This window comes from Sphingopyxis sp. (assembly GCF_016463645.1).
GTDB lineage: Bacteria > Pseudomonadota > Alphaproteobacteria > Sphingomonadales > Sphingomonadaceae > Sphingopyxis.
The window spans coordinates 25,647-38,044 of sequence record NZ_JAEMQX010000030.1; the positions used below are offsets into that span (position 1 = coordinate 25,647).

A 12,398-nucleotide genomic window follows, 5' to 3' on the forward strand; every position below is an offset into this window, starting at 1 on the left:
CGTCCGGAGGGCGAGCTCTCCGTCACCGCGCTGCCCGTGCTGGAACGATCGGGAGGAGAATATAGGAGGCACGCCGCGCATCGTGGAAAACGGTTTGATCCGCGACGATGCCGCGCGCCTCGCGGGCGATTGCCCCTCCCGTGTTCAGATTGCGGTCGAATTTCGGATAGGCGCTCGACGCGATCTGGACCCGTAACCTCTCGCCCCGCTTCACGGCAATGCACGTTGCCCAGAGGTCGATGTCATAAGGCACGACTGCCCCGGGCTTCACGAACTCGGGCCGTTCGAGCGAGTGATGATATCGCGCCCGGACGATGCCGTCGTTCAGGCGCTGCACATAACCGTCGGTTCGAACGAGCTGAAGCTGCGCGGTCCAATCCGTGTCGCGGGCACTGGTCGAGGCGAACAGGCGGACCTTGACGGGCCCGCAGACCTCGACGGGTGCGGTCAGCACCGGGGTCGTATAAACCAGCAGATCGCCGCGCTTCTGAACCTCCGCATAATCGTCGGGTCCGCCGACCTGCGTCGCATCGGGCGCGGTGATCAGCGGAACGGGATTCGCCGGATCGTATCGGAAGCGATCCGGCGGATCGCCGGCCGGCGGTTTGAGACTGAGAAGGCCGTCGCCGGCGCTGCCATTTGCCCTGCCACCGCTGCGCAGAAAATATTTCGTGTAGACCGTCCGCGCGATCGGCCATTCCCACTCGTCACGCCAGACGTTGGAACCCATTACGAACAGCCGGACCGGCGGCTCGCGCTCGATACCGTTGTCGATCCCCTTCAGCCACCGGTCGAACCATCGCTTCTGCAAATTTTCATAATCGATCACCGCATCGGGCCCAAAGTCGATTTCGCCCAGCTTGCGCCCGGCGTTGACCTTGTGCCCCCAGGGGCCGATCACCAGCTTCTGAAAACCGGAGGATGAATTCCGGCGGGAAAGAGCGGTAAAATTCTCCAGTGTTCCGACTAACACGTCGTCGTACCAGCCGCTGACGTGCATTGCCGGCGCCCGCGCATTTACCAGCGCCGACTGATATCCGCGGGCACGCCAGTAACCGTCGTAGGACGGGTGTTCCAGCCATTCGCGCCACAGCGGAAGGTTTCGCCCGATGGCGCGATCAAAATCGGCAAGCGGCAGGTGATGATAGGCGGCCGCAAGATCGACATTTTCGAAGGTCTGCCGCTGGCGACCATCGACCAGCGCCGCCCAATGCGCCGCCGCGACCATCGGGACGCCGAATTGCAGCGGAAAATTGCGATGCGGGTCAGGCGCCGTCACGGCGGGGATCATGGCCGCCAGATGCGGATTGTTCAGCGACGCGGGATAGAGCTGTGTCCATCCCAGATAGGAACCGCCCGCAGTTCCGACCTTTCCCGTCGACCAGGATCGGCCGCCGGCCCAGCTTTGGGTATCGAAACCGTCGTCAGCCTCGTGAACGAAGGGCTGGAAGTTCCCGTCCGAATCGCCGCGACCGCGCACATCCTGAACAACGAAGGCATAGCCCCGTTCGGCCCACCATTTGCCCATCGCGGCATAGCGCTCGGTGTTTCGACCATAAGGCGTGCGTATCAAAACTACCGGCACGCGGTCCGCCGTGTTGGGACGAACGACATTCGCCGACAACAGGGTTCCGTCACGCATCGGCACCGAGACATTATATTCCCGGATCAAGCCCGGTTCGCCGCCCGCCCCTGTCAACGCGAAGGCCGAGAGAGTGGCGATAGCGAGGCGGCGCGTGATGGTCATTCCGCCGCTCCCGTGGTCGGCGTCTCGCCGAAAAGCCGCGACAGAAACTGGAGCTGCACGCGTGCCTGCCCCGCCTGGTTGTCGCGCTTCTGGAAGCCATGCCCCTCGTCGCCCGCGACAAGGAGCCAGGCCTCTCCCCCTCCCGCTCTCACCTTGTCGACGATCGCCCGCGATTCGCTGACCGGCACCCGAATATCGTTGGCGCCCGCAACCACGAGCAGCGGTTTTTGCATCTTGTCGGCGTGATGAATCGGGCTGATCCGGTCGAAGAAGCCACGAATTTCGGGATCGCGCTCGTCGCCATATTCCGCGCGCCGCCTGTCGCGCCGGTAGCCTTCCGTGTTTTCCAGGAAGGTCACGAAGTTCGAGATGCCGACGACATCGATCGCACCGGCAAGGCGATCGGAATAATGCGCTAGCGATGCCAGCGACATGAAGCCGCCATAGGATTCGCCGTAAACGACGACGCGTGCGGGATCGAGATCGGGCTGGCGATCGATCCAGTCGAGAAGTGCGCCGATATCCTTTACCGCATCGAGACGCTTCAGACCGTCGTCGAGGGCGAGATAATCGCGCCCATAGCCTGTGGAGCCGCGAACGTTCGGCGCGACGACAACCGCGCCCAGCAACCGGGTCCACAGCTGATATTGCGCGTTGAACCAGCTGCGCTCCTGCGCTTCCGGCCCGCCGTGAATCGAAATGATCACCGGTCGGCGAGCGACCCTTCGACCTTTCGGTCGGTACACCAGCGCCGGAATCATCCGCTCGTCGAATGTTGAAAACCGGATCAACTCGGGGACCGCGAAGTCATCCTCCGCAAGACCGCCGAGTTCGGACCGGGTCCACCGCACGAGGCCGCGCTTCGCGTCCCAGCTCCACACGTCGCCGCCGGTGGCGGTGGACAGGCCGATGCCGAGCCGCGATCCGTCGTCGGTGAAGGACAATTTGAACACCATGCCGTCGGGAACCGGAATTGGGCGGGGTGCTTCGGGGCGTTCGAGGTCCAGGATCGCGACCCGCGAAAAACCGTCGATATTCATGGAAACCGCGATGCGGTTCTCGTCCGGCGCGACGTCGAAAAGCTCGACATCCCAGGCTCCCTCGCCAAAGGGATAGGCGTATTTGCCGGTGGCGACATCGAAAATTGCCAGCGAGCGAATTCCCTTCTTTCCGACGAGCGTAAGCGCGATCCGCGATCCGTCGCCGAGAAACCGGCCGTTGCGAAAGGCGGCATCGGCAAGTTCGGGCAGGATACGGACAGCGCAGCCCGACCGACTATCGAGAATAAGATATTGGTTGCGCGCAATCGATTCGCGCTGTTCGATCAATATCGTACGGCCGTCCTTACTGACATCGATAGGTGCCACCGTGCCCGTGCCGCCGTAGATGACTTGGCGCGACGCGACAGCGTCGGCGTCCATCAATATGATATGCGCATTGGCCTCACCCGGCGTAAGGCGCGACCATGCCAGCCAGCGCCCGTCAGGCGAGAAGACGAAATGCTCGTTTCGCGTGCCGGGCTCGCTGACCTGGACAGCGTCGGCGTCGCCGCGTCCGAGATAGCCTTGGTATGATTCGTCCCCGCCCCTGTCGCGCACGAACAGAAAGCTTTCGGTGCCGGGTCGGGGCAGCGCGCTTCCCACCGGCTCCGCTGCAAAAGTGAGCTGGGTGCGCGCCATGCCCGGCGCTGCAACCTGATGGATCTGGTCAACGCGACCGAAACGCGTCTGGATCAGCATCGAGCCATCGGCGAGCCAGCCCTGAAAAAAGGCCGTACGCATCGCGTCGAAGCGATGAATCTCGGCTTCCCCCGCCAACGGCTCGGTGGTCGGAATCCCGTCGAAGGTCAGTTCGCCTTCCTGCCGGACCGGTGCGGTGGCGGCTTCGCGCGCCGCGACCGAAATGCAAGGCACGAGAAGCAACACCGCGAGGAGAGACAAGCGCATATGATTACTCCCGGGTCAGATCGAGATGTTTGAAGTCGAAGCTGAAATCCGCGGCTGGCGATACCGGCGCGGCGCTGGCACCCGCAACCTTGGCCCCCGCGATCCGGAAGGTCAGATAGGCATCCTCCATGCCCGGCTCGGTGAAGCGGGTACGGAAAATATCGCCCCCGGCATGTTCGAGGCGGCCCGACAAAAAAGGCGACCGGTCGAACCGGATCCGCAGTTCGTGATCGTCGCCGCTGACCTCGACGATGCCGAAGGCCTTGTCGCGATACCGTCCGATATAGGCTGATAGCGGCAAGCTGGGCCCGCCCCGCGGCAATCGCGCCTGAGCCTGTTTCATTTCGGCAAGGGCGTCATGCCACATGCCCGCATCCTCACTCTGCTGCAGTCCGACCCAGTCGGGCGACATCCGGTCGAGATAATGATCGAGCAGGAGCAGTTCGGCGGCCCGCAGAAACCCCGACTCTTCCGAATTCGTCAGAATGATGAAACCGATGTTCTTTTGCGGGACGAGGGTGAGGAGCGCGACGGCGCCAAGAGTTCCGCCTCCGTGATACAAGAGCTTGGTGCCATGATAGTCGCGCACAAACCAGCCGAGGCCGTAGCCGCTGAAATGCGGATCGGCCGCACGGAACTCGCCCTCGCTCGGTCGGATACGCAGCGGCGTCTGCAGCGCGTGCATTTCCCGCGCCGCATCTGCGCTGAAGAGCTGTTCGCCATTGGGAAGCCGTCCGTCCGCGAGTTGAACCGACATCCACCGGGCCATGTCGGCACCGCTGGCATAGAGCGCACCGGCGGCACCGTCGCCATCGAGCCTGTAGCTGCGCGGAAGCGGAACGACGGGTCCAGTCCCCCGCATCTCCTCGGTGATCCGGGCATGTGGCCAGGCGGTGCTGCCGCGTCCGAGCGCATCACGCATGCCGAGGGGCGCGAGAAAGCGCGTGCGCACATAGTCGGACCAGGGCATGCCGCTGCGCCGCGCGATAACCTCTCCGACAGCGCCGTAAAGCAGGTTGCTGTACCCGTAGCGCGCCCGAAATCCCCGTGTCAGCGGAAGGTAGCGAAGCGCGGCCAATTTATCGTTCATCGGAATATTGGTCTGCGGCCATGACAGCAGATCGCCCGCGCCCGACGCGAGGCCGCTGCGATGGGACAACATGTCGCGGATCGTGAGTTCGCGCGTGACATAGTCGTCATTCATGTGAAGCTCGGGCAGATACTCGATCGCCTTGTCGTCCCACGAGAGCCGCTTTTCATCGACCAGCTGCGCGATCGCGGCGGCCGCAAAGGATTTGGTGATCGAGCCGATCGCAAAGCGCGTGTGCATCGAAACCGCGTCGGGCTCGCCCAGGCGCACTACACCCACCGCCCGTTCATAAACGATATGATCGCCCTCGACGACGACTATGACGGCTCCCGGAACCCCGAAGCTCGTCGCCGCGCGGTCGATGACCGCGTCCAGCGGCTCCGGTACGCGCGCGGACGCGGTGGCTGGAAGCCCGGCGATCAAAAGCAGGAAGAGAATCCTCAAAAGTTGCGGCATGTCAGCTCCCCCGTTTCTCTTCCACGCGCGCGATCCATCCCGACAGGGCCAAGCACAGCAGGGCGGCAGCGCCCGAAACCGACGCGACGAGCATAAAGAAATGGTCCGGCGAAAGACTCGACCAGAAGGCGCCGATGATGCCCGATAAAAAGCTGCCGGCGCTGATCGCGGCGAACCAGATCGCCATCACCGACGCCGCGATGCGACGGGGCGCCAGGCGGCCGAAAAGTCCGAGCCCGACCGGGAGGATATGGAGTTCTCCGGCGGTGATCAGGAAAAAGAAAAGGACGATCCACGGCCAGGCGACAGCCGTATGATTGGCCTCGGCTGCAAAGGATATCGCCGCTGCGAGCACATAGGCCAAAGCTACCAGCCCTGCCCCCGCCGCCATGCGGCGCCCCGAAGAGACGGCCGCCGAGCGCTGGTTCCACCATGCCAGCAACAGCGGCGTGAGGAGAATGACCAGCAGGCCGTTCAGCGACTGGAACCAGGTCATGGGAATGACGAGCTGTCCGATATCCCGGTCGGCGGCTTCGATCCAAAGCGCAACGGTATTCCCGAGTTGCTCATAAGCGCCGCGAAAGAGGATCACGACCGCCAGCACGGCAAGGAGCAAGGGCATCGTCCCCTGCCCCTCTCCGACCTCGGGCGTATCCATCGGCGCATCACCTGTACTTCCCGGCAGGCTTTTCTCGCCCGCCAAATATATTGCCAGGCCGACAAGCATGCCGATCCCCGCCAGCCCGAATCCCCAGTGCCAACCGTAGGTTTCGCCGAGATAGCCACACGCCAAAGGCGCCAGGAAGCCGCCGACGTTTCCGCCCATATAATAGATGCTGAAGGCGCTTTTCTGTCGAGGGTCTCCCGACCTGTAGAGCCCGCCGATTTGGCTGGCGATGCTCGGGACATAGAGACCATTGCCCACAGCGATGAGCGCGAGCGCGACGAAGAAGGCGGGCTCCCATGCGAGAATGAGATGGCCAGCCGCCATGGTGAGCGATCCCAGAGCGACGGCGCGGCGACGCCCGAGCCATCGATCGGCCAGCACGCCGCCGATGATCGGCGTGAAATAGGCGGCCGCGACGTAGGTCGCGTATATCATCGATGCCGACGGCTGGGAGAAGCCGAGCGTGCTGATCATGTAATAGATCAAGAGCGCCCGCATGCCGTAATAGGAAAATTGCTCCCAGACCTCCGTCGCCACCAGAACAGATAGGCCGCGCGGATGGCCGAAAAGCGGCCGGCCGTCCGCGGCCGGTGCCGCAATCGCGGGCGTCGAAGCGCTCACGCCTGACCCCATCGGCATGCGCCAGCTCGCACCATTCCCCCCGAATAATCCAACCCGCCCGCAATATCCCTGCCAATAAGCAGCGGGCCATCGAGATCGACAACGTCGCAATGTTGACCGACGATCATGCCGGGTGCCATCGCACGCGATGTGCCAAGCATGTTGCCGACCATGATCTTCATTCCCAGGCGGCGCGCCTCATCGGCCATTCGCAACGCTTCGGTCAGGCCGCCCGCCTTGTCGAGCTTGATGTTGATGACCTGATAACGGCCGGCAAGTGCCGCGATATCGGTTGCCGTCTGAACGCTCTCGTCGGCCGCGAGCGGGATAGGCCAATCCCGCCCTTCAAGACCGGCGTCCTGCCCGACCGCCAGAGGTTGCTCGAGCAGATCGACCTTTGCCTCGCCAAGTGCGGGGAGGAGCTCTTCGAGCGTCCGCAGCGTCAGGCTCTGATTGGCATCGACGCCGATCCACGCCGCGGGGCGCACTGATCGAACGGCGCGCACGCGCGCGCCGTCCAGGCCGTCGCCCGCCAGCTTCAGTTTGAGCGCCCGCGCCGACGGCACCGCGAGCGCCGCTGCGGCCATATCGTCGGGATCGGCGATCGAAAGCGTCTGAACGCATGTCAGCGGGCGAAGGCTCGATAATCCAGCGGATCGCCACGCCGCGACGCCCGAGCGCTTCGATTCCAGATCCCACAATGCGCAATCGATCGCGTTGCGCACACCCGAGGCGGGGAGGCATTGCTGCAATTCGTCGCGCGTCAGGCCGTTTTCGAGCCGATCGCGCAACAGCTCGGCACGGGCGGGCATGTCGGCGACGGGTTCGTCGTGATAATAGACGCCCGCCCCCTCGCCAATTCCTTCGTGCGTGCCGTCGTTCACGCGCGCAACGAACAGATCGAGACTGGTCCAAACATGTCCCGCAAACCGGTAGGGCGTGCGGAACGGCCAGGATTCCACGCTAAACTGCCAATCATATTTTGTCATCGCCGCCCTCCTGCTCGGTCAATCGACCGGCCGGTCCGCGGGCACGCCGATGCAACAGCGAAAAAAGCAAATACAACCACTTCAGGAGCCTCCCGTCATAGGGCTAGATCAGGGTCACGCCGTTTTCAGGCGCTTTTTACCGGCAACCCGCCGAATTCCAGCGCGGCCTCCGCCCTATTTGCGCGGCAGCCCTTGCACGGACAGCGAAAATGGCCGCTCCCGCGCCGCGCGACAAGCCGCGACGGCCTTGTTTCTGCTTGAGGATCATGATGTTCGACTGGCTCTTGGACGTTATCCGCGATTATGGCTACTTTGGCTTGTTTCTCTTGATGTTGCTCGAGAATATCTTTCCGCCGATCCCTTCCGAACTGATCGTTCCGCTCGCGGGTTTTGCCTGCGCGCGCGGCGAGATGGACCCGGCGCTCGTTTTGTTGGCGTCGACCGCAGGCAGCGTGGCAGGAGCCCTTCCCTGGTATTATCTCGGTCGGGCCTTCGGACGGCGGCGGACGATCTGGCTCATCAAGGTCGCGGGCCTTTGGCTCACGCTCAGCCTTGGCGAATTCCGTCGCGCCAAGCGACTGTTCGACCGCTTTGGCTGGATCGCTGTCCTCTTCGGGCGCCTTGTCCCGGCGGTGCGAACTCTGATTTCGGTGCCGGCCGGTCTCGCACCGATGGCGCTTGGCCGCTTTCTCATTCTGACGATAGTGGGTTCGGCGATGTGGAACACGATCCTGATTATCGCCGGCTACGTCCTCAAGGACCAATATGCTGAAGTAGAGCATTGGGTGAACCCGGTCACCAAAGCGGTCGTTCTCGGCGTCATCGCCATTTATGTCGTGCGGCTCGCCCTCAAGCTCTGGCAGCGCCGCGCCGCCGTCGCATAAGGGTCTCGCCCCACCCTAGTCGCCCTCGTCGATCGCCACCGCCAGGCCGGTCTTGACGCGGCTGAGCACGACCGAAGTCCGGAATTTGCGGACTGCGCCGTCCTGGAACATCAGGCGCTGCACGACCTCTTCATATTCCTCGATGTCGCGCGCCGTGACGATGAGGATGAAATCGCTGTCGCCCGTCACATAATAGCATTGCTGGACCTCGGGCGCGGCCATCATGCGACGCTTGAAGTTGCTGACCACCTGGGCATTCTCCCGTTCCAGGCTGGCCTCGACGATGAAGGTCGCCATCTGCCCGACGCGCTTCGGGTCCACCACCGAGATATCCTGCAGGATTATCTTTTCCTTGCGCAGCCGCTTGGCGCGGCGCTGGATCGCCGAGGCCGAGAGGCCAATGGTTTCGGAGAGGCGGTCCGCGGACGTCAGATTATTTTCCTGAAGCGCGTTCAGGATCTGACGATCCAGCTTGTCGAGTTCGATTTCGCTCATGTTTCCTCGCGCCGTTTTGATGCACCATTTCAATAAAAATTGCCGCAACTTCGCGTCGAGTCAAGCGATCGCGCCGCATATCGCGCACCGGTGTCGCTATTTTGTTCCCACAGAGCTGTTGCAGCAAAGGGGACGAACCGCATGCAAATCCACATCAATGAACTGGCATCGCGCGCCCCATATTCGGATGCCGAACGGGCAGTGACCAGTCTCGAAGATGCGCGCGACGCGCTTGCCGAGGTCGGGCGATGGCCGCGATATGCCCCCACGCCGCTGCGCGAGTTGCCGGGAATGGCGAGCGAACTCGGCTTGGCGAAGGTGTGGATGAAAGATGAGTCGCAGCGGCTTGGTCAGAACAGTTTCAAAAGTCTCGGCGGCGCCTATGCAGCGACGCTGAAGGTCAGCGACATGGCGGACAAGCAGAATATCGTGCTCTGCACCGCCACGGAGGGCAATCACGGACGTTCGGTGGCCTATGCGGCGCAGCGCCTCGGCTGCAAGGCGGTCATTTTCATGCAGGAACATGCCCTCGATTATAAGGTCGCCGCGATCGAGGCGCTCGGTGCCACCGTGATCCGATCACCCGGAAATTACGACGATTCGGTCGTTATCGCCGCCGCCGCCGCGGAAAAAAACGGTTGGCTGCTGATCTCCGATACGAACGATGCCAGCGACCGAACCGTTCACCACGTGATGCACGGCTACGGCATCATGGCCCTCGAACTGCTTGACCAGTTTGAACCGGCCCGCTTTCCGACGCATGTTTTTCTCCAGGCGGGCGTCGGCGGCCTTGCAGCGGGGGTCATCGGAGTACTGAGCGAGAAGCTCGGAGCCGCCCGCCCTCAATTCGTCGTCGTTGAACCGGAAACGGCGGCCTGCGTTCTCGCCAGCGCCCGGGAAGGCCGCCCCGCGCAGTTGAAAGGCGATGTGTCGACGGTCATGCAAATGCTCGCCGTCGGGAACGCCTCGCCTGCCGCCTGGCCGATCCTCTCGATCCGCGCCGACGCCTTCATAACCGTGCGGGACGACGAGGCGATCCGCATCCGCCAACGCCTCCTCATGGGCGAATTCGGCTTGACGTCCCATGATATCGGCCTGTCCGGCGTTGCCGGTCTTACCGGGCTTCATACGCTGATCGGTCACTCGTCGGAAGCGGCAGAACGGCTCGGGCTTGGCCCGGATTCGCGGGTTCTCGTCTTCGGCACCGAGGCCGGCCCTACAACCGCGACCGCCACCGCGCCGGCCGATGAACAGGCGGCACTCCAGCGCTGAGATGCACCGGCTCTGACCGCCTGCCAATGGTGAGTTTCCGAGCTCTCCAATGCTTATCGGCCATCGGCACGCTGCGCTCAGAGGCTCGGAGATCAAGCATCTTCGGGTCGCGTCTCTGAATGTCGATCATCTCTAAAGCGGCTTGAAAATCGCGCCGAGGCGATCGACCGAGCCCGGAACCGTCTCAAGCGCCGGATAATCCGCCCCGTCGGACACGGGTATTTTCTTAACACGAACTCGATTGTCATCGCGCACTGTGAGCATAATCTCGCCTTTACGGGCGGCCGCCCCTTCGATCGCCTTGGCCAGAATCGCGGGGCTGTAGGTTTCACCGTCCACTGCAAGAATTTCGGCGCCGCTACTGAAACCGCCGAGAAACGCCGGGCCATTCCATCGCACCGTCCCGACGATGCCCGAGTGATCGACCACCATCCCGATCGAATAGCTGTGGTCGGACTGCTTCGCCTCGCTCTCTGACAACTGCTGAAATTTATTGGCTCGCGTGCGAAACACCGTCCGATAACCCGATCCATCGAGCGATCCCTGCAAATCCGTTCCGGTGCGATCGAGACGAAGGCGAAGCCAGCTTTCCCAGTCATACGGCCAGACTGCATGCAGCGCGGCGACGAGATCGTCGAAAGTGAACGTGCTGGTCGTCCGCCGCCCCGCCTCGCCGGCGAAGAAGGCGCGCATGAAATCGTCGAGCGAGCGTCTGCCTTGCGATTGTTCGCGGATGAGCAGGTCGGCCTCGAGCCACAGAAGAAGCCCTTCATCATAATAGTCGCGCACGGAACGCTGGTAGTCCGGCCACGGCAGGGGACGCTGCGTCGAGAAGATGGCGCTGTTCGTCGTATCAGCCAGCGATCGCCAGCTCCGGCCAGGCAACTGCGCGTAACTGGCTTGCGTCAGCGCCAGGAAATCATGTGCGTCGGCCTCGGACAACATACCTGCTCGGGTCGCCACCACCAAAGCATAGTAGGTCGTAAGCCCCTCATAGACCCAGAGCAATTCGTTGCGGGTCGGCGTGTTGAAGTCCGCGGTGAAGGTGAGTGCCGGTCGCCGGAATTTTCCGTTCCAGGCATGAATATATTCATGCGGCAGTAGCATGCGGGTCCATGGAAGCGCGTCCCAGCGCGAGAAATAGCCGGAACTCGACCGGTTTTCGCTCGACTGCTCGTGCTCGGTTCCGCCGGCAGGTATCTTGTCGCTCAGCGACAGGAGAAAGACATAGCGGTCGAACGGCCGCGTACCGAACAAACGATCGCATTGCCGGATGATTTCCTTGTGGACCGCGATTTGCTGGTCACTCGCATGGACCGCGTCCGCCTTGTCCCCGAACACATCGAGAAAGACCGGTTGCTTGCCTCCATCGAGTTGGTATCGCCGGTGATGCCGGCTTGCATAGAGCGGTGAATCGACGAGGTCGGCGACGGTGGTCGGCGCGAAACCGATAGCCGCCCCCCCCGGTTTCGCGGCGAGAGCGGTCGACCAGGGCCAGCCTTCGGGCAGATCGATGCTCGCGTCGACCGGGATACGGCGCACATAATAGCCGGCCGGATAAAAGAGGAGACCGTTCCAGGGAAGGTTGAGGAAATCTCGGGTGAAGATGATCCGACCCTGCTTCGAATTCAGCGGCGCGAGCAAAGCATATTCCAGGACGATCTTCTGCACTCCCGACGGCACGTCGATATGAAAGGCCGCCATCTCGACCGGATCACGCCGCCAGGCCAGATTCTTGCCGCCCCCCGTCACGCGCAGTCCCGCCAGATTCTGGAGCGGCCCGCGCGGCGCATGATTGCCGGGCATCCACATCGGGTACAGAAGTGTAATCGTTTCGCCGCCGTGCGTCGTTATGGTTTGCCGAGCCCGAATTATGCGCTGCTCGAAATTTCGGGCATCGATCTTCAGTTCGATCCGGCCCGGATAGGGAATATCGCGCGCTATCTCGCGCGCCGGCGGAAACGGTTGCTGCGTGGGTTCGGTCTTGGCCTCACCATTCTGGACCGACAGGCTCGCACCAAGAAGTAGAAATGATAATCCCCGGAATAGCATCTTCACCCTCGCTCCATTGTCAGTTCGACCGACGTCACCAAGATATTCGCTCTGACCGCTTGCTCGATCAGAAGCGCCTGCGCGGCACCTATCCCGTCCTGCCAAAGCCGCATTTCGAGACCTGCCTGTCAAACGGCGTTCAAAAGGGACCCCCGATCGGCGTCGAAGAGGGACCCCCT

9 protein-coding genes are annotated in these 12,398 nt (G+C 62.7%); 2 read left to right on the forward strand and 7 right to left on the reverse strand.

Annotated elements, in window-relative coordinates:
- Positions 1 to 22 precede the first annotated feature (22 nt).
- Genes JHC57_RS08805 through JHC57_RS08825 form a run of 5 tightly spaced genes read right to left on the reverse strand, consistent with a single transcriptional unit; the run spans position 23 to position 7,516 of the window.
- Positions 23 to 1,747 (reverse strand): CocE/NonD family hydrolase, encoded by a 1,725-nt coding sequence (locus JHC57_RS08805; RefSeq protein WP_294029623.1) that lies wholly within the window; start codon positions 1,745 to 1,747, stop codon positions 23 to 25.
- Entirely contained in the window at positions 1,744 to 3,693 is a 1,950-nt protein-coding gene (locus JHC57_RS08810) for an alpha/beta fold hydrolase (protein ID WP_294029624.1), read from the reverse strand. The genes JHC57_RS08805 and JHC57_RS08810 overlap by 4 nt, the downstream gene beginning before the upstream one ends.
- A 4-nt stretch (positions 3,694 to 3,697) precedes the next feature.
- Positions 3,698 to 5,239, reverse strand: a complete 1,542-nt coding sequence (locus JHC57_RS08815; protein WP_294029625.1) for a serine hydrolase — start codon at positions 5,237 to 5,239, stop codon at positions 3,698 to 3,700.
- A 1-nt stretch (position 5,240) separates the two neighbouring features.
- A complete protein-coding gene (locus tag JHC57_RS08820) occupies positions 5,241 to 6,527 on the reverse strand; it encodes a peptide MFS transporter (protein ID WP_294029626.1) in 1,287 nt (428 codons plus the stop codon).
- Positions 6,524 to 7,516: a dipeptide epimerase gene (locus JHC57_RS08825; RefSeq protein ID WP_294029627.1), complete on the reverse strand. Its 993-nt coding sequence runs from the start codon at positions 7,514 to 7,516 to the stop codon at positions 6,524 to 6,526. The genes JHC57_RS08820 and JHC57_RS08825 overlap by 4 nt, the downstream gene beginning before the upstream one ends.
- A 317-nt stretch (positions 7,517 to 7,833) precedes the next feature.
- Here JHC57_RS08825 and JHC57_RS08830 point away from each other — a divergent pair, with 317 nt between their 5' ends.
- Entirely contained in the window at positions 7,834 to 8,400 is a 567-nt protein-coding gene (locus JHC57_RS08830) for a DedA family protein (RefSeq protein ID WP_294029628.1), read from the forward strand.
- Between the two features lie 15 nt (positions 8,401 to 8,415).
- Here the strand turns inward: JHC57_RS08830 and JHC57_RS08835 are convergent, their stop codons facing one another.
- Positions 8,416 to 8,895, reverse strand: a complete 480-nt coding sequence (locus JHC57_RS08835; RefSeq protein ID WP_294029629.1) for an Lrp/AsnC family transcriptional regulator — start codon at positions 8,893 to 8,895, stop codon at positions 8,416 to 8,418.
- Positions 8,896 to 9,036: 141 nt separating this feature from the next.
- Here JHC57_RS08835 and JHC57_RS08840 point away from each other — a divergent pair, with 141 nt between their 5' ends.
- A complete protein-coding gene (locus tag JHC57_RS08840; RefSeq protein ID WP_294029630.1) occupies positions 9,037 to 10,167 on the forward strand; it encodes a diaminopropionate ammonia-lyase in 1,131 nt (376 codons plus the stop codon).
- Between the two features lie 132 nt (positions 10,168 to 10,299).
- Here the strand turns inward: JHC57_RS08840 and JHC57_RS08845 are convergent, their stop codons facing one another.
- A complete protein-coding gene (locus JHC57_RS08845; RefSeq protein WP_294029633.1) occupies positions 10,300 to 12,219 on the reverse strand; it encodes a peptidase M61 in 1,920 nt (639 codons plus the stop codon).
- Positions 12,220 to 12,398 lie beyond the last annotated feature (179 nt).

Excerpts from the sequence above, each read along its gene's own strand:
- JHC57_RS08835 (WP_294029629.1), bottom strand. The coding sequence starts at position 8,895 with ATGAGCGAAATCGAACTCGACAAGCTGGATCGTCAGATCCTGAACGCG.
- JHC57_RS08825 (WP_294029627.1), bottom strand. The coding sequence starts at position 7,516 with ATGACAAAATATGATTGGCAGTTTAGCGTGGAATCCTGGCCGTTCCGC.
- JHC57_RS08805 (WP_294029623.1), bottom strand. The coding sequence starts at position 1,747 with ATGACCATCACGCGCCGCCTCGCTATCGCCACTCTCTCGGCCTTCGCG.
- JHC57_RS08845 (WP_294029633.1), bottom strand. The coding sequence starts at position 12,219 with ATGCTATTCCGGGGATTATCATTTCTACTTCTTGGTGCGAGCCTGTCG.
- JHC57_RS08810 (WP_294029624.1), bottom strand. The coding sequence starts at position 3,693 with ATGCGCTTGTCTCTCCTCGCGGTGTTGCTTCTCGTGCCTTGCATTTCG.
- JHC57_RS08815 (WP_294029625.1), bottom strand. The coding sequence starts at position 5,239 with ATGCCGCAACTTTTGAGGATTCTCTTCCTGCTTTTGATCGCCGGGCTT.
- JHC57_RS08840 (WP_294029630.1), top strand. The coding sequence starts at position 9,037 with ATGCAAATCCACATCAATGAACTGGCATCGCGCGCCCCATATTCGGAT.